Annotated in this window: 16 protein-coding genes and 1 tRNA gene; 9 read left to right on the forward strand and 8 right to left on the reverse strand. The window is 70.9% G+C overall.

Annotated elements, in window-relative coordinates:
* The first annotated feature begins 8 nt into the window (after positions 1-8).
* The 3 genes from JMO03_RS16495 (at position 9) to JMO03_RS16505 (ending at position 2240) form a co-directional block, all read left to right on the forward strand.
* Positions 9-335 carry a DUF6522 family protein gene (locus JMO03_RS16495; RefSeq protein ID WP_202844835.1) on the forward strand — a complete coding sequence of 109 codons (327 nt, stop codon included), beginning with the start codon at positions 9-11 and terminating at the stop codon, positions 333-335.
* Between the two features lie 68 nt (positions 336-403).
* The gene (locus JMO03_RS16500; RefSeq protein ID WP_238346240.1) at positions 404-1627 is read left to right on the forward strand and encodes an NnrS family protein; all 1224 of its coding nucleotides are present in this window, start codon (positions 404-406) and stop codon (positions 1625-1627) included.
* Positions 1628-1841: 214 nt separating this feature from the next.
* The gene (locus JMO03_RS16505; protein ID WP_202844837.1) at positions 1842-2240 is read left to right on the forward strand and encodes a SirB2 family protein; all 399 of its coding nucleotides are present in this window, start codon (positions 1842-1844) and stop codon (positions 2238-2240) included.
* A 28-nt stretch (positions 2241-2268) separates the two neighbouring features.
* Here JMO03_RS16505 and chrA read toward each other — a convergent pair whose 3' ends face one another.
* The 3 genes from chrA to arsH are packed head-to-tail and all read right to left on the reverse strand — an operon-like array spanning position 2269 to position 4707.
* The gene (chrA, locus tag JMO03_RS16510) at positions 2269-3495 is read right to left on the reverse strand and encodes a chromate efflux transporter (protein WP_238346241.1); all 1227 of its coding nucleotides are present in this window, start codon (positions 3493-3495) and stop codon (positions 2269-2271) included.
* Positions 3492-3911 carry an arsenate reductase (glutaredoxin) gene (gene arsC, locus JMO03_RS16515; RefSeq protein ID WP_202844838.1) on the reverse strand — a complete coding sequence of 140 codons (420 nt, stop codon included), beginning with the start codon at positions 3909-3911 and terminating at the stop codon, positions 3492-3494. Before arsC ends, chrA begins: the two co-directional genes overlap by 4 nt.
* 10 nt (positions 3912-3921) lie before the next feature.
* On the reverse strand, positions 3922-4707 hold the full coding sequence (gene arsH, locus JMO03_RS16520) for an arsenical resistance protein ArsH (protein ID WP_202844839.1): 786 nt from the start codon (positions 4705-4707) through the stop codon (positions 3922-3924).
* 42 nt (positions 4708-4749) lie between these two features.
* Here arsH and JMO03_RS16525 point away from each other — a divergent pair, with 42 nt between their 5' ends.
* Genes JMO03_RS16525 through arsJ form a run of 5 tightly spaced genes read left to right on the forward strand, consistent with a single transcriptional unit; the run spans position 4750 to position 8965 of the window.
* On the forward strand, positions 4750-5100 hold the full coding sequence (locus JMO03_RS16525) for an ArsR/SmtB family transcription factor (RefSeq protein WP_202844840.1): 351 nt from the start codon (positions 4750-4752) through the stop codon (positions 5098-5100).
* A 35-nt stretch (positions 5101-5135) separates the two neighbouring features.
* Complete coding sequence (arsB, locus tag JMO03_RS16530; protein ID WP_202844933.1) at positions 5136-6161, forward strand: ACR3 family arsenite efflux transporter; 1026 nt, start codon at positions 5136-5138, stop codon at positions 6159-6161.
* Positions 6162-6178: 17 nt separating this feature from the next.
* Positions 6179-6682 carry an arsenate reductase ArsC gene (locus JMO03_RS16535; protein WP_238346242.1) on the forward strand — a complete coding sequence of 168 codons (504 nt, stop codon included), beginning with the start codon at positions 6179-6181 and terminating at the stop codon, positions 6680-6682.
* Between the two features lie 42 nt (positions 6683-6724).
* Positions 6725-7729, forward strand: a complete 1005-nt coding sequence (locus tag JMO03_RS16540) for an ArsJ-associated glyceraldehyde-3-phosphate dehydrogenase (protein WP_202844841.1) — start codon at positions 6725-6727, stop codon at positions 7727-7729.
* 3 nt (positions 7730-7732) lie between these two features.
* Positions 7733-8965 (forward strand): organoarsenical effux MFS transporter ArsJ, encoded by a 1233-nt coding sequence (gene arsJ / locus JMO03_RS16545; protein ID WP_202844842.1) that lies wholly within the window; start codon positions 7733-7735, stop codon positions 8963-8965.
* A gap of 114 nt (positions 8966-9079) precedes the next feature.
* Here the strand turns inward: arsJ and JMO03_RS16550 are convergent, their stop codons facing one another.
* The 5 genes from JMO03_RS16550 to rnd all read right to left on the reverse strand — a co-directional run bounded on the left by JMO03_RS16550 (position 9080) and on the right by rnd (position 14142).
* On the reverse strand, positions 9080-9703 hold the full coding sequence (locus JMO03_RS16550; RefSeq protein ID WP_202844843.1) for a trimeric intracellular cation channel family protein: 624 nt from the start codon (positions 9701-9703) through the stop codon (positions 9080-9082).
* Between the two features lie 719 nt (positions 9704-10422).
* On the reverse strand, positions 10423-11589 hold the full coding sequence (gene nirK / locus JMO03_RS16555) for a copper-containing nitrite reductase (protein WP_202844844.1): 1167 nt from the start codon (positions 11587-11589) through the stop codon (positions 10423-10425).
* A 147-nt stretch (positions 11590-11736) separates the two neighbouring features.
* Positions 11737-12780: a patatin-like phospholipase family protein gene (locus tag JMO03_RS16560; RefSeq protein ID WP_202844845.1), complete on the reverse strand. Its 1044-nt coding sequence runs from the start codon at positions 12778-12780 to the stop codon at positions 11737-11739.
* Between the two features lie 139 nt (positions 12781-12919).
* A tRNA-Ala gene (locus JMO03_RS16565) sits at positions 12920-12995 on the reverse strand.
* Positions 12996-13008: 13 nt separating this feature from the next.
* Positions 13009-14142 (reverse strand): ribonuclease D, encoded by a 1134-nt coding sequence (rnd, locus tag JMO03_RS16570; protein WP_202844846.1) that lies wholly within the window; start codon positions 14140-14142, stop codon positions 13009-13011.
* A 110-nt stretch (positions 14143-14252) separates the two neighbouring features.
* Here rnd and JMO03_RS16575 point away from each other — a divergent pair, with 110 nt between their 5' ends.
* On the forward strand, positions 14253-16145 hold the full coding sequence (locus tag JMO03_RS16575; RefSeq protein WP_202844847.1) for a formylglycine-generating enzyme family protein: 1893 nt from the start codon (positions 14253-14255) through the stop codon (positions 16143-16145).
* Position 16146 lies beyond the last annotated feature (1 nt).

Below are 16146 nucleotides of genomic sequence, written 5' to 3' on the forward strand. Positions count from 1 at the left end.
ATGCAACGATGGAAGGATCGACGGGCCGCACGATCGCGTTGGACCTGGTCGACAGGCCGGAAGTGGAGATCGACGCGGCGCTGGTCGCCGGCGGCTTCGGCCTGGACGTGGACGTGTTCCGCCAGCTCATGGACGAGCGGCGGATCGCGGTGCTGTGCGAGCGCGGCACCGGCGAGGACGCCGGTCGCTGGCGCGCCAGCTTCTACCGTGGCGCGACCCGCGTGCGCATGGTGGTGGAGCCGGACGGGACGCTGGTTCCGGGTGGCTACGAAGTCGCCGAAATGCCCTCGCGAGGAGGGGCGGCAACGGGCGCGGATCGGCCCGCGCGCGCATGAATCCCGCGCTGCCGGCGTCTTGACCTGTGTCAACGTCGCCTTCCGCCGCCTCGCCCAACATGTTCGGCATGACCACTTCCGTTTCCAGGCCATCGCCACGGCTGCTCGCCGCGGCCCCGCACCGGCTGATGTTCTTCATCGGCGCCGGCAACCTGCTGCTGGCGATGGCATGGTGGGCCGCCTGGCTCGCCGCACAGCGCTGGCCGGGGTTGCTGCAGGCGCCGCAGGCGGCGACATACGCCGGCTGGCTGCATGCGTTCGTGATGCAGTTCCAGGTGCTGCCCAGTTTCTTCTTCGGCTTCCTGCTGACGGTGTTCCCGCGCTGGATGGGGCTGCCGGACATCGTGCGCTGGCGCTATGCGCCGGTGGGCGTGGGCCTGTTCGGCGGGCAACTGGCGATGCTTCTGGGCGCGCTCGGGCTGGAGGTTGCCCTGTTGGTGGGCCTGCTGATGACGCTGGCGGGCTGGGGCGCGGGCGTGTGGATCCTGGGCCGGCTGCTGCTGGCCGAGCGCGGGCGCACCTGGCATGCGCGCTCGTGCTTCGCGGCGATGCTGCTCGGACTGGTCGGCGTGGCCTGCTTCGGCGGTTTCCTGGCCACGGGCTCGCCATGGTGGGTGTTGTTCGCCATCAAGCTCGGCACCTTCGGCCTGCTGCTGCCGGTGTACCTGACCGTCGCCCACCGGATGTTCCCGTTCTTCGCCGGCAACGCCGTGCCCGGCTACGTCGTCTGGCGGCCGATGTGGCTGCTTGTCGCGATCTGGGCATTGGCGATGGCGCATCTCGTGCTGGAGCTGCTGCATGCCTACGCGTGGCTGTGGCTGGTCGACGTGCCGATGCTGGCGCTGGCGCTGTTCGTGCTGTGGCGCTGGTGGCCACGCGGCAATGCCCCGGGCCTGTTGTCGGTGCTGTTCGTCGGCCTGCTGTGGTGGCCGCTGACCTTCGCGCTGTTCTCGCTGCAGAGCCTGGCGTACTTGGCGACCGACGTCTTCGTGCTCGGGCGCGCGCCGGCGCATGCGCTGTTCATCGGCCTGTTCGGCAGCGTGCTGGTGGCGATGGTGAGCCGCGTCACCCAGGGGCACTCCGGGCGACCGCTGGCGATGTACGGCCTGGCGTGGTTCGCCTTCGTCGGCATCCAGGCGGTGGCGGCGATGCGCATCGCCGCCGAGCTGATGCCGGATGCGCTGCTGTGGCAGGCGCTGGCGGCGCTGGGCTGGCTGCTGGTGCTGTCGCCCTGGGTGCTGCGCATCGGCCTGATCTACCTGTCGCCGCGCGCGGACGGCGAGCCCGGATGAAGGTGGCGACAGGCGTCCGCGCGGCTGCTGTCGGCGGCGCGTCAGCGATTGCTGAAGCGAATGCCGGGATCCTCGCGCGCACATGCAACGCACGGGGCAGGTCCGGGTCTCCCGGCGTCGATGATCCGTATCATGCCGTCCGCGAGGTGGACGGCGCCCTTCCCGCAGGTGGGAGGCGGCCGACCGTCGGCCTTCTGTTCGAGGTTGCTTTCCGATGATCGAGTTCTACCCGCAGATCAAGCACGCCCACATCGGTCTGGCCTTGCTCAGCGGCGGGCTGTTCGCGTTGCGCGGCCTGGCGCTGTTCGCCGGCATGCGCTGGCCGAACGCTGCACCCGTGCGCTGGTTCAGCTACACCGTGGACACCGCGCTGCTCACCGCGGCGATGATGCTGCTCACGATCCTGCCCGGCGCGCTCTACGCCAACGGCTGGCTGGCGGTGAAGGTCGCGCTGATCGTGGCCTACGTGGTGGTGGGTGTGTTCGCCCTGCGCCGCGGCCGCACCGCCCGCGTGCGCGCCGCCTGTTTCGTCGTCGCCCTGCTGCTGTTCGCAAAGGTCTATTTCGTCGCGCGCACGCATCACCCGCTGGGCGTGTTGTACCTGCTGGGGTGACGGCGGGATTCCTCAAAGGAAAACGCCTTCAGCCGGTGGCGACCGCACACGACGCACCCACGCACCAGGCGACCACGGCGAGCACCGGTACGCGTCCGCTGGCGAGCAGACCCAGGGCCACCGCTGCGACCAGCAGGTCGGTCGGACCGCGGATGCCTTCGCGCCATACCGGATCGTAGAAGGCGGCCGCAAGGAGTCCGACCACGGCGGCATTGATGCCCGCCACGGCGCGGGCGGCGAGCGGCCGGCGCGCCAGCGCCGCCCAGAACGGCAGCACGGCCGCGAGCAGCATCAGGCCCGGCAGGAAAATGGCGACCAGCGCGATGGCGGAGGAGGCCGCAGCCGGGAGGCCCAGGGGGATATCCGCGCCGAGGAACGCGGCCAGGGTGAACATCGGCCCGGGCACCGCCTGGGCGGCGCCGTAGCCTGCCAGGAACGTGTCGCCGTCGACCCAGCCCGGCGCGACCACCGCCTCCTGCAGCAGCGGCAACACCACGTGCCCGCCGCCGAACACGAGCGCGCCTGCACGATAGAACGCCGCGAACACGCCGCCCGCATCGGGCGCCGACGTCGCCGGCAACGCGAGCGCGATCAGCAGCAGCGCCAGCCACACGGCCAGCAACATCGCACCCGTGCGACGCCCGTGCGGCAGGGGGAGGGGCTCGAAGTCCTGCGACGCGACGCCGCGGCACAGTACGAGCCCGGCGCCGCCGCCCAGCACGATCGCGACCAGTTGCGGCCCGGCGCCGGCAGTCGCCAGCACCAGCGCGGCGGCGGCGAGGGCGATGCCGATGCGCGGCAGGTCCGGTGTCAGGCGCCGGGCCATCCCGGCCAGCCCGTGCGCGACGACGGCCACGGCCAGCAGCTTCAGTCCCCGCACCACGGCCGGCATCCAGGCATCGTCCGCGAGATCGGGCAGCAGCAGCGCCAGCACGAACAGGCACAGCGCCGAGGGCAGGGTGAAGGCCACGAACGCGGCGAAGGCGCCGCGCCATCCCGCCCGCTGCAGCCCGAGCGCGAAGCCGAGCTGGCTGCTGGCCGGCCCCGGCAGGAACTGGCACACCGCCACCAGTTGCGCGAACCGCGCCTCGTCGAGCCAGCCGCGGCGCGCCACGCATTCGCGATGCAGGTAGCCGATGTGGGCGATCGGCCCGCCGAACGAAGTCAGGCCCAGCCGCAGGAAGGTGGCGAACACCTCGCGCGCGGAACCCGCCGTTGTCGACGCGATGTCCGGAGGGGGCGCGTGGTCGCTCAACGCACCCGCCGCCCCTGCGCATCGATCACCACTTCGCCGTCTTCCTTCGCGAAGGGGCGGGTGACCGGTGGCAGCAGGTCGAGCACCACCTCCGACGGGCGGCACAGCCGGATGCCGCGGTCGGTCTCGACGAAGGGCCGGTTGATCAGAACAGGTTCGGCGAGCATCGCGTCGAGCAGGGCGTCGTCGTCGAGTGCGGGATCGTCCAGGCCCATCTCCCGCCAGGGCGTGTCCTTGCGGCGCAACGCCTCGCGCACGGACAGGCCGGCGCCGGCGATGAGTTCGGCCAGGCGCTGGCGCGTGGGCGGCTCGCGCAGGTATTCGATGATCCGCGGCTCGATGCCGGCGTGGCGGATCAGCGCCAGCGTGTTGCGCGAGGTGCCGCAGCCCGGGTTGTGAAGGATCGTGGCGAGCAAGGCCTGGTCCTCAGCGACAGCAGGCGGGGCCGGCCGCCGCCAATGGCGCGGCGGGCACGGGGAGCGGTACCGGCGCGGCGGTTTCGACCGCGCCCGACGCCTGTGCCAGCGTGGCCGCCGCCAGGTCGCCCTTGCGCTCGCTGTAGCGGCTGGTGAGGTAACCGCTGCGGTCGCGAACCATCAGGGTGAACTTCATCAGCTCTTCCATCACGTCGACCACGCGATCGTAGTACGGCGAAGGTTTCATCCGCCCGCTCGCGTCGAATTCCTGCCAGGCCCTGGGCACCGACGACTGGTTGGGGATGGTGACCATGCGCATCCAGCGGCCGAGCACGCGCAGCGCGTTGACCACGTTGAACGACTGCGACCCGCCGCAGACCTGCATCACCGCGAGCGTACGTCCCTGGGTGGGACGCACGCCGCCTTCCTCCAGCGGCAGCCAGTCGATCTGGTTCTTGAACACCGCCGTGGGGCTGCCGTGGCGCTCCGGGCTGACCCACACCTGGCCTTCCGACCACAGCGACAGGCGGCGCAGTTCCTGCACCTTCGGGTGGTCGGCCGCCGTGCTGTCCAGCAAAGGCAGGTCGTGCGGATCGAACACGCGGGTCTCGGCGCCCATCGCGCGCAGCAGGCGCTGCGCTTCCAGCGCGAGCTTGCGGCTGAAGGACGCGGGCCGCAGCGAGCCGTAGAGCAGGAGGATGCGGGGCGGGTGGCGTGGGCCCACCGGATCCAGGCGGGCGGGGTCGGGCAGCTCGAGCGCGCCGGTGAGGAGGTTGGGCAGATCGGGATGGGTCATGGCTGTCTTGTCCGTGCAATATTGTTCGATTATTCTAGAAACATGGAAATGAAAGACGCAACCATCGCGCTCGCCGCGCTCGGCCAGGACACCCGGCTGGCGGTGTTCCGCCTGCTGGTCGAGGCCGGTCCCGAGGGATTGGCGGCAGGTGCGATCGCCGAAGCGCTGTCGGTGCCGCCGGCGACGCTCTCGTTCCACCTCAAGGAGCTCGGCGCGGCAGGCCTCGTAGTCGCGATGCCGCAGGGGCGTTCGATCCGCTATCGCGCCGACTTCGAGGCGATGGACGCACTGATCGGGTTCCTCACCCACAACTGCTGCGGCGGCAATGCCGAAGCCTGCCGGCCGGCAGTGGCGTCGCGCAGCGGCACCCGGCGCAAGGCATCGGCAGCATGACCCGGTCGGATCGCGCGGCGACGCCGGCGCAGGGCATGGGACCGTTCGAGCGGCGCCTGAGCCTGTGGGTGATGGCGTGCATCGTGGTCGGCACCACGGCCGGATGGCTGCTGCCCGGCGCCTTCACGACGCTGGGCGGAATGGAACTGGCGAGCGTGAACCTGCCGGTCGCGGTACTGGTGTGGCTGATGATCGTGCCGATGCTGCTGAAGATCGACTTCGCGGCGATGCGGGCGGTGGGCCGGCAATGGCGCGGCATCGGCGTCACGCTCGGGGTCAACTGGCTGTTCAAGCCGTTCCTGATGGCGCTGCTGGCCTGGCTGTTCCTGCGGGTGCTGTTCGCGCGCTGGCTGCCGGCGGAACAGGTCGACGAATACGTGGCCGGGTTGATCCTGCTCGGCGCCGCGCCGTGCACGGCGATGGTGTTCGTGTGGAGCCACCTGTCGGGCGGCGATCCGGAGTTCACGCTGTCGCAGGTGGCGCTCAACGACGCGGTGATGGTGTTCGCGTTCGCGCCGGTGGTCGCGCTGCTGCTGGGGATGTCCGCGATCCGGGTGCCGTGGGACACGCTGCTGCTGTCGGTGGCGATCTACATCCTGATCCCGCTCGCGGTGGCCGTGCTGCTGCGCCGCGCGCTGTTGCGCCGCGGTGGCACGCCCGCGCTGGCGCGTGCGCTGGCGCGGCTCGGTCCCTGGTCGATCGCCGCGCTGCTGGCGACGCTGGTGCTGCTGTTCGGTTTCCAGGGCGGGCAGATCCTGCGCCAGCCGCTGGTCATCGCGCTGCTGGCCGTGCCGATCCTGGTCCAGGCCTGGCTCACCTTCGGCGTGGGCTACTGGCTCAACCGCCGGTTGGGTACGCCGCACTGCGTCGGCGGTCCGTCGGCGCTGATCGGCGCCAGCAACTTCTTCGAGCTCGCCGTGGCCACCGCCATCGTGCTGTTCGGCGTCGATTCGGGCGCGGCGCTGGCGACAGTGGTGGGGGTGCTGGTCGAGGTGCCGGTGATGCTGTCGCTGGTACGCGTTGTCAATACATCCCGCGGCTGGTACGAGGCGCGAGGCTAGTCCGGTTTCCCCTCCCGATGGAGTTCGCCATGCAGGGTCACTACAACCTGTTGTTCCTGTGCACCGGCAATTCGGCGCGCAGCATCATGGCCGAGGTGCTGGCCAACGAGTTGGGCCATGGGCGCTTCACCGCCTGGAGCGCGGGCAGCCGTCCGCGCGGACAGGTCGACCCGGTGGCATTGCAGGTGCTGCAGGAGGCAGGGTTCTCCACGCAGGGCCTGCGCAGCAAGTCCTGGAGCGAGTTCGCGCAACCCGGCGCGCCGGAGATGGACCTGGTGATCACCGTCTGCGACAGCGCGGCCGGTGAATCGTGCCCGGTGTGGCCCGGGCAACCGGCCACGGCGCATTGGAGCATCCCCGATCCGGTCGCGGCGACCGGCAGCGACGAGGTCGTGCGCAAGGCGTTCGCGCAGGCGCTGATGGCGTTGCAGCAGCGCATCCACCTGCTGGCGGCGCTGAGGATCGAGGCGCTGGACCGGCTGGTGCTGGAGCGCCAGGTCCGCGAGATCGGCCACGGCTGAGCGTCGAGTCCACACTTTCGTTCGTTGTCCAACTGGGGAAACATGAGCATTCGCATCGGTATCAACGGCTTCGGCCGGATGGGGCGACTGGCCCTGCGCGCGGCCTGGGGCAGTCCCGAATTTTCCTTCATCCACATCAACGACCCGGCCGGCGACCCGGCCACGCTGGCGCACCTGCTGCAGTTCGATTCGGTGCATGGACGCTGGGACCGCGACATACACGTAGTGGACGACGCGCTGGTGATCGACGGCGCCCGCATCCCCGTCAGCCGCAACCACGACATCGCCGCCAGCGACTGGACGGCCTGCGACGTGGTGATCGAGGCCTCGGGCAGGTTCCGCAAGCCAGACGTGCTGCAGCCCTACCTCGACCAGGGCGTGAAGCGGGTGGTGGTGACCGCGCCGATCAAGGCCGCCGGCACGCTGGACATCGTGATGGGCGTGAACCACCAGCGTTTCGATGCCGCGCGGCACCGGATCGTTTCTGCCGCCTCCTGCACGACCAACTGCCTCGCGCCGGTGGTCAAGGCGATCCACGAAGGCATCGGCATCCGCCACGGCAGCCTGACCACGATCCACAGCCTCACCAACACCCAGGTGATCGTCGATGCACCGCACAAGGACCTGCGCCGCGCGCGCGCCTGCGGCAGCAGCCTGATCCCCACGTCCACCGGCTCGGCGACCGCGATCGCCGAGATCTTCCCCGAGCTGCGCGGACGCCTCGACGGCCACGCGGTGCGCGTGCCGCTGACCAATGCCTCGCTCACCGACTGCGTGTTCGAGGTCGAGCGCGCCACCACGGTGGAAGAAGTCAACGGACTGCTGCGCACCGCGGCGGAAGGCGAACTGGCCGGGATCCTCGGCTACGAGACGCGGCCGCTGGTGTCGATCGACTTCCTGCACGACCCGCGCTCGGCGATCGTCGATGCGCTGTCGACCCTGGTGGTCAACGGCACCCAGGTGAAGATCTACGCCTGGTACGACAACGAGTGGGGCTATGTGAACCGCACGGTGGAACTGGTGCGGCTGGTCGGCCAGGCGGGTTGAACGATGCTCGCGCGCCTGTCGCCCGACGTCCGCCGGTACCTGCTGGTCACCGGCAACTACTGGGCGTTCACCCTCACCGACGGCGCACTGCGGATGCTGGTGGTGCTGCATTTCCACCAGTTGGGCTACAGCCCGCTGCAGATCGCAATGCTGTTCCTGTTCTACGAGGTCTTCGGCGTGGTCACCAACCTCGTCGGCGGCTGGCTGGGCGCGCGCATCGGGCTCGATCGCACCATGCACATCGGGCTGGCGCTGCAGGTGCTGGCGCTGGGCATGCTGCTGGTGCCGGCGGCCTGGCTGACCGTGGTGTGGGTGATGGCGGCGCAGGCGCTGTCGGGCATCGCCAAGGACCTCAACAAGATGAGCGCCAAGAGCAGCATCAAGCTGCTGGTGGCGGACGATCGGCCGGGCACGCTGTATCGCTGGGTGGCGGCGCTCACCGGGTCGAAGAACGCGCTCAAGGGCGTCGGCTTCTTCCTGGGCGGCGTGCTGCTGACCACGGTCGGTTTCGCGCCCGCGGTGGCGATCATGGCCGCTGCGCTGCTGCTGGTGTGGCTGGCGAGCCTGGCACTGCTCAGGGGCGACCTGGGCAAGGCCGGCGCGCGGCCGAAGTTCCGCGACCTCATCTCCAAGAGCCGTGCGATCAACCTGTTGTCGGCAGCGCGGATGTTCCTGTTCGGGGCGCGCGACGTGTGGTTCGTGGTGGCGCTGCCGGTGTTCCTGGCGACCACGCTCGGCTGGGACTTCTGGCGCGTGGGCGGGTTCATGGCGGCATGGATCATCGGCTACGGGGTCGTGCAGTCGCTGGCGCCTTACGTCACCGGTCGCCAGGACGCGCGCATGCCGGGCGGCGGTGCCGCGTTCGCGTGGGGTGCGGCGCTGGCGGTGGTGCCGCTGGCGATGGCGGGGATGCTCGCGGCGGGCCTGTCGCCACAGCCGGTGCTGTTGGGCGGCCTGACGGTGTTCGGTGTGCTGTTCGCGGTCAACTCGTCGCTCCACAGCTACCTGATCGTCGGCCACGCCGCGCGCGACGGCGTTTCGCTGGACGTGGGTTTCTACTACATGGCCAATGCGATGGGACGCCTGCTGGGCACGGTGCTGTCGGGCTGGGTGTTCCAGGTGGCGGGGATCGGCGCGTGCCTGGTGATCTCGGGCGTGTTCATCGCGTTGGCGGCGCTGATCGTGCGCGCATTGCCGCCGGTGGCAGCCACCGCGAAGACAGCGGCTCAGCCATGAGTGCGTAGCGCCTCGACCACGCGGACGCCGTGGTCGGCGGGCAGACGCGCACTCGGTTGGATACACTGGGCGGACGACGTGCGGCGACCCGCCGCGTGTTCGCATCGGTCGCGTCTACCCGGGACCGCCCCCGCGCGACACCGGAAGCCGCCAGCCGCGCCGGATGGCCAGCCAGCGCAGCACGAAGCAGGCCGCGGCGCCGCCGACGGTGACGGGCGCGGGCGGCAGGCCCAGCGCATCGCCGGCGACCACCACCGTCGCGCCGACGAAGGCCGCGATCGCGTACAACTCGCGCTGCAGCACGCTCGGGACCTGCGCGACCAGCACGTCGCGCACGATCCCGCCGCCGACGCCCGACAGGATGCCGAGCATGATCGCGCCGGTCGGGCCGAGGCCGGCCTCGAGCGCCTTGTCCGCGCCGAGCACCGCGAACAGCGACAGCCCGACGGCATCGGACAGCTGCACCGGGTTGCGCATCCGCTCGACCCGTTCGTGGCGGTAGAAGGTCAGCAGGCCTGCGGCGCTGGAGATCGCGAGATAGCGCCAGTCGAGCACTGAGACCGGCGGCGTCGCGCCCAGCAGCACGTCGCGGACGATGCCGCCGGCGGTGGCCGCAGCGAACGCCAGCACCAGCACGCCGAACAGGTCGAGGCGATGGCGCACCGCCACCAGCGCGCCGCTGATCGCGAACGCGAAGGTGCCGACGAAATCGATGATCGCGATGAAGGTGGAGGTCATGATCCGTTCGCCCGAGGTGCGCGGGGGAGGGTAGGCGGTCAGCGTGCCCCGGGGAAGCGCCTTGTTTGCCGGGAGCATTGTTCTCCTGGACAACGGGATCGGGCCATCATTCTGATGGCTGATGGGAGGCCGGCTCCCGGTCGCGTGCGACTTCGGAGGGGCCGCAGTGCCCCGGGCAGGGGTCGCGCACCGCTCGGGCAGACGTCCCTGTCCGCACTCGCGGCCGCGGCACATCCCTGTGCCGCTTGCGCAACCCCTGCCCGGAACACTGCGGCGCGTCGGCGTCCGTTCCGCGCCTTCGGGGGCGGGTGCGGCGATGTCTTCCAGGTGTCCAACCGCGGTCGAAGACTTTCGATAGGGGCTGCCGTTGCGCGGAGCAGCGTAGGCGCGGGGGGCGCCCGGGGTCCGATGCTTCGCGGCACCGGCACATCGCTTTGCCGTTCTGGAACTGCTGCTTTCGGAGATCGCAGCACGAGCAGCGATGAGCCGTGCCCTGGCGCCCGGGGATCGCGGCAAGCAAGACATGGATGTCTTGCGCGCGAGTGAGGGCAGGATGCCCTGACCGAGCGGAAAGCGATCCCCGGGCGCCAGGGCGCGGCGTCCATCCGGAGCCCCGAAAAGAGAGTGTTCCATCGCGCGCCCATTTCTCCCTCGTTTGGGGAGAAGAACAAAAAAGCCCCCGCTTGCGCGGGGGCTTCCGACGACGGGGAGACGCCGGATCAGTTGCTGGACGGCAGGGAAAGATCCGTATCCGGCGCGATCGCGCCGACCGCCGAGGGGGTGGTCATCAGGTCGTGGTTCCACTTGTCGCCCTCGACCTTGAAGTGGGCCGCCGCACCGAGCAGCACCGCCTCGATCAGGTTGTGGTTGACGTAGGCGTACATGCCGGGCTGGCGGAAGGTGTACAGCGCCGCGCCCGCCGAACCGCCGCGGATGAACCAGGTCTCCAGGTCCTTGAGCGGGGCGTTGTTGAACTTGCCTTCCTCCCAGACGTAGTCGCCATGCCCGCCGATCAGGTGCGGACGGGTGTCGCGGTTGGCCTGCGAATGCACCATCAGCACGGTCTCGCCGACCTTGCTCTTCATCGCGTTCTCGCCCGTCAGGGCGCCGGCGGCACCGTTGAAGACCACGTGCGAGGGCACCAGGCCGCGCATCGCCGCAAGCGTGTCCGGCAGCGATTCGGCATGCGAACTGTAGGCCTTGAAGTTGCCGTCGGCATCGCGTGGGATGTAGAACTCGGTCTCGCCGATGTAGTAGGCGCGGTCGTAGCGCAACGCCTTCCCGTCGCCGTCCTTCAGCCCGTCGCGCGGCAGCACCATGATCGTGCCGTGCATACCCGCTACCACGTGCCAAGGGATCATCGGGCCGCCCGGGGCGCAGTGGTAGACGAAGGTGCCGGGGCGCGTGGCCTTCCAGCGCAGGGTGACTTCCTCGCCGGGCTGGACCACGGTCAGGTCGCCGCCGCCCATCGCACCGGTCGCGGCGTGGAAGTCGATGTTGTGGGGCATCGTGTTGCTGGCCAGGTTGACCAGCGTGACTTCGACGTAGTCGCCCTCGTGGACCACCATCAGCGGACCGGGGATCGAGCCGCCGAAGGTCATCGCATGCATCTTCGTGCCCTCGCCGTCGATGGTGATCTCCTTCTCGACGATGGGCAGGGTGAACTGCACGACCTTCGGGCCGCCCTTGGCGACCTGGTCGTGTTCATGCACCAGCGGGGGGCGCTTGAGCTGGACCTGCTGGCGCGGCAGGGCCGCCAGGTCGGATGCCTGGTCGAGCGTGCGGTTGACCAGCTCCAGCGCGTCGACCGCATGGGCGGGCGAAGGCGCGCCGGCGGCCGCGAGGGCCAGTGCCGATGCCAGTAGGGTCGTCTGCAGCAGTTTCATGAGGCTCTCCTCGATGTCCTCGGGTGTCTGGAGGCATCGTGGGGCCGGGGCGCCGGGAAGCACTTGATCCGCGTCAAGCAGGAGCCCGCACCGCGTGCTGCATGCGCCGCAGTTGCGGCCGGCTTGACGTGGATCAAGCCGGCGGGATCAGCCGCAGGGCTTGTCCTTCGCGAACGGGTTGAGCCGCCGCACCCAGCTGTCGCCGCAGTCGATGTCGACCGGCGCGATCTCCGCGGCTCGCGCCGCGGCGCGGCGCGCTTCCCCGTCGCGACGCGCCTGTTCGACGGCGGTGATCCGGGCACGGATCTGCGGCAGGGCCGCCACCGCCGCGCGCTCGCCTTCGAGGATCGCGGCGTTGCGCTGCTCGAAGCTCACCGGACCGATCTCGTTGACCTGCGGCCGGATGACCACGTCGGCGCGCGCGAGCTCCTGCCGGCCGAGGGTCTGGCCCATGATCGTGATCGACTGGTTGACAATGCCGGCCATGCCGGTCGGCGTGCTGCCGCCGGCCTTGCTGGAGATGTCGATGGCGATGACGATGTCGGCGCCGAGCTGGCGCGCCGCATCCACCGGCACCGGGCTGACCACGCCGCCGTCGACGTAGCTGCGCTCGCCGATGCGGGTCGGCTCGAACACGCCCGGCACGCTGCTCGAGGCGCGCACCGCCTGGCCGGTGTTGCCGCGCACGAACACCACGCGGTCGCCGGTGTCCAGTCGTGTCGCGACCGCTGCGAACGGCTTCTTCATGCGTTCGATCGGGAGCCTGCCGACCTCCGCGTTCACGTAGTCCTGCAGCGCCTGGCCCTGCACCAGGCCGCCGGAGAACAGGCGCACGTCGCGCAGGGTCGATTCGTCCAGCGCCACCGCCCGCTCCTGGATGCGGAACGGGTCCATGCCGCTGGCGTAGAGCGCGCCGACCACGCTGCCGGCGCTGGTGCCGGCGACCACGTCGGCGCGGATGCCGTTGGCTTCCAGCATCTTGATCGCGCCGATATGGGCGAAACCCTTGGCCGCGCCGCCACCGAGCGCCAGCCCGATGCGCGGGGGCGGCGCCGGTGCCGCGGGTGCGACCGGGACGGGCGCCGGCGGCATTTCCGCGCGCGGCGCATCGCGACCGGCACAGGCCGCCAGCAGCAGGAGCAGCAGCGGCGCGAGCCAAAACGGGGAGGGCGCGGGCGAGGTCGGGCGCATGCGGATCATCGTCGGGGAGCGCGGCGAGGATAGCGTCCATGGGCCTGTCGCCAGCTGAAGCGGCGACGGGCGATGAGCCCCGGCCGGCGCGCAGGCATGAAAAAGGCCGGTTTCCCGGCCTTGTTCATCGCATGTCGATTGGTGGAGCCAGGGAGGATCGAACTCCCGACCTCGTCATTGCGAACGACGCGCTCTCCCAGCTGAGCTATGGCCCCACGGCGGACGCGATTATACGGATGTGGGGGCGGTGTCGCCAGCCGCCTCCAGCAGCGGCGACAGCGACGGTTCGAGCTGGGCGCGGCGCCAGCCCGAGAGCACGCCGGGCCAGTCCTCGCCGTCGAGCAGCGATTCCAGCCAGCGCCGCGACGCCAGCACGCCATCGGGCAGCCCCAGTTCGATGCTGCGCGCGGAGACCGCGTCCTGGAGGCGCCGCAGGGCCTTGCGGTCGCGCTCGCTGGTGCGTGGCTCCGGGGCCTCGTCCTCGTCGGGCAGCGGCGTCTCCAATGCGCTCCACACCGAACCGGCTAGCTTGCGCGGGGCCTTGGGGTGCGCGTCGAACAGGCGCTCGAGCGCAGCGCGGTCGGCCGGCGCCTCGCGCGCCAGGGTGGTCGCCAGCTCGTTGTCCAGCACCCAGTTGCGCGGCCGGTCGCTGCGCCGCGCCTGCGCATCGCGCCAGCGCAGCAGCCGCAGCAGGCGGCGGCGGGCCGCAACGTCGAGGAACTGCGCGCTGCGCAGGGACAGGTGCGGCCAGCGCTCGCCCTCGTCGTTGCGAGCGCCGTCCAGCAGCCGTGCGCAGTCCTCGGCGAACCAGTCATCGCGACCGAGTGCGCGCAGCTTCGCCGACAGCGCGTCGTGCAGCGCGAACAGGTGGCGCACGTCCTCGGCGGCGTAGTCGAGCTGCGCCGGCGAAAGCGGGCGCTTCATCCAGTCCGAGCGGGTTTCGCCCTTGTCGACCGCGATCCCGAGCAGGTCCTGCACCAGCCGCTGGTAGCCCAGGCCGGCGCCCACGCCGGCCAGCCCCGATGCGATCTGGGTATCGAACAGAGGGTCGGGTACGACGCCGCAGGTCTGGCGCAACGCCACCAGGTCCTCGCTTGCGCTGTGCATGATCTTGACGATGGACCGGTTCGCCAGCAGCGGTGCGAGCGCTTGGGCCATGCCGCCCACGAGCATGTCGACCAGCAGGATCGTCGGCGCGCCGGGTGCGGGCGCCTCGATGGCGACCTGCACCAGCGACAGCTGCGGCCAGTAGGTCCGCTCGCGGATGAATTCGGTATCGATCGCCACCCGCGTGGTCGCCTCGGCGAGCTGCGAATGGAGGACGGCGGGGTCTGCGACCCAGATCACTGGCGATGACGACATGGGGCGGCAGCCTAACGGCGGGCGGGGCGGGATGGCAATCCTGAAACCGGCCGGACCGGAGAAGGGCGCCCGCTGCGCGCCGCTCGTCGCGATGGCTTAATCTGGTGCGGATGCCGTCGAGGAAGTCCGGTTCTTTGCGTGTGGCCTGGATCGCGCTGGCGGTGTGCGCCGTGTGCTTCGCGGGTTGCGCGCGCGATCCCGCGGATGCGGAGGATGCGGCTGTGGAAGCGGCCGCCACAGTCGACGAGGTCCCCGCGGCCGGCACAGGCAGCGTCACCATCAGCGGCGACGACAGCGTGGCCGGGAGCCTGACCTGGCGGGTGCCGGCGGTCGACCTGGCCGAGGCAAACGTGGGCGACCTCCGGCGACGGGCCACCGCCGCGCTCACGGAGGGGCGGCTGTACGAGGACGCCGACGCTGCGATTCCGATCTACCTGGCGTTGTCGACACGGCCCGAGCACAGCCGTTTCGCCGAGGCGGGCCTGCGGCGCGCACTGCGAAGCGTGCTCGAAGAGGGCGATGCCGCGCTCGCCGGGGCCGACGCCGGCGAGCCGGATGCGCTCGATCGCGCCAGACGCGCGGCCGCGGTGGCACGCACCGTCGACGGCGACGACGAGGCGGTACTCGATTTCCTGCAGCGCATCGACGTGGCCGAACGCGTGCGTGCGCTCGACGAGGCCGGAGAACGCGCGCTCGCGCAGGGCCGGCTGGGGGAGGAGGGCGGCGGCGCGCTGGCCGCGTTCCGCGAGGCGCTCGAGCTGCAGCCTGCGCAGCCGCGCGCCATGCAGGGGCTGGCCGCCGTCGAAAGCGCCCTGATCCGGCGCGCCGAGGCGGCTGCGGAATCCGCGGACTTCGATGCGGCGCTGCGCTGGCTGGCGCACGCGGCCGAGGTGCGTCCCGATGCCGGCCTGGAAACGGTCGTCGATGCGCACGCCCGCATCGCCGGCATGCGCGCCACGCGCATCGCCCGCCTGCGCGACCTCGGCATCGCGGCCCTGCCCAAGTTCGGCGGCGTGGACGTCGCCCGGCGGCACCTGGCCGAGATGCTCCGCATCGCCCGCCCGGGCGATCCGGCGGCCTCCGAATTGCGCGAGCGCATCACCCTCGCCGTACATTACGGGATGTACGCGCCGGGGCAGGTGTTCACCGATGCGCTCGGCACCGGCGGGCGCGGCCCGCAGATGGCGGTGGTGCCGCACGGTGCGTTCACGATGGGCGCACGCGACGGCGAAGCCGGCGCCAGCGACTACGAGCGTCCGGCGCACCCGATCCGCTTCGAGCGCGGCTTCGGCATGTCGATCCGGGAGGTCACCGTGGGCCAGTTCCGGCGATTCATCGCCGCGACCGGGCACCGCACCCGCGCCGCGCGCCGCGGCTTCTCGATGGTGTACGACGAACGCAGCGGCAACTTCGTGCGGCGCAGCGGGGTCGACTGGCACTCCGATTACCTGGGCCGACCCGCCGACGACGGCCTGCCCGTGATCCACGTCAGCGCGCGCGATGCGCAGGCCTACGCGGAATGGCTGTCGGCGCAGACCGGCAAGCGCTACCGGCTGCCGAGCGAGGCGGAGTTCGAGTACGCGCTGCGCGCCGGGGGCGAAGGGCGCTATCCCTGGGGCGATGGGGATCCGCCGGCGCGCGCGGCGAACACCACCGGCTCGCTCGACCGGTCGCCGGCAGGCAGGACCTGGACGAACGCGTTCACCGGCTTCGGCGACGGATACTGGGGGCCGGCGCCGGTGGGTCGCATGGAACCGAATGCATGGGGCCTTCACGACCTGGCTGGCAACGTCAGCGAGTGGGTGGCCGACTGCTGGCATGATGGATACCGGCGGGCGCCGAAGGACGGCTCGGCCTGGATCAACCCGGGCTGTCGCGACCAGGTCATCCGCGGCGGTTCCTGGGCGAGCTCGCCGGCGCAGACGCGCTCGGCGTGGCGCGCGCCGGCGAACGTGGACACCACCAATGCCCGGCTCGGCTTCCGCGTCGTGCGCGACTTGTGAT

The organism is Luteimonas saliphila (assembly GCF_016774335.1).
GTDB classification, from domain to species: domain Bacteria; phylum Pseudomonadota; class Gammaproteobacteria; order Xanthomonadales; family Xanthomonadaceae; genus Luteimonas; species Luteimonas saliphila.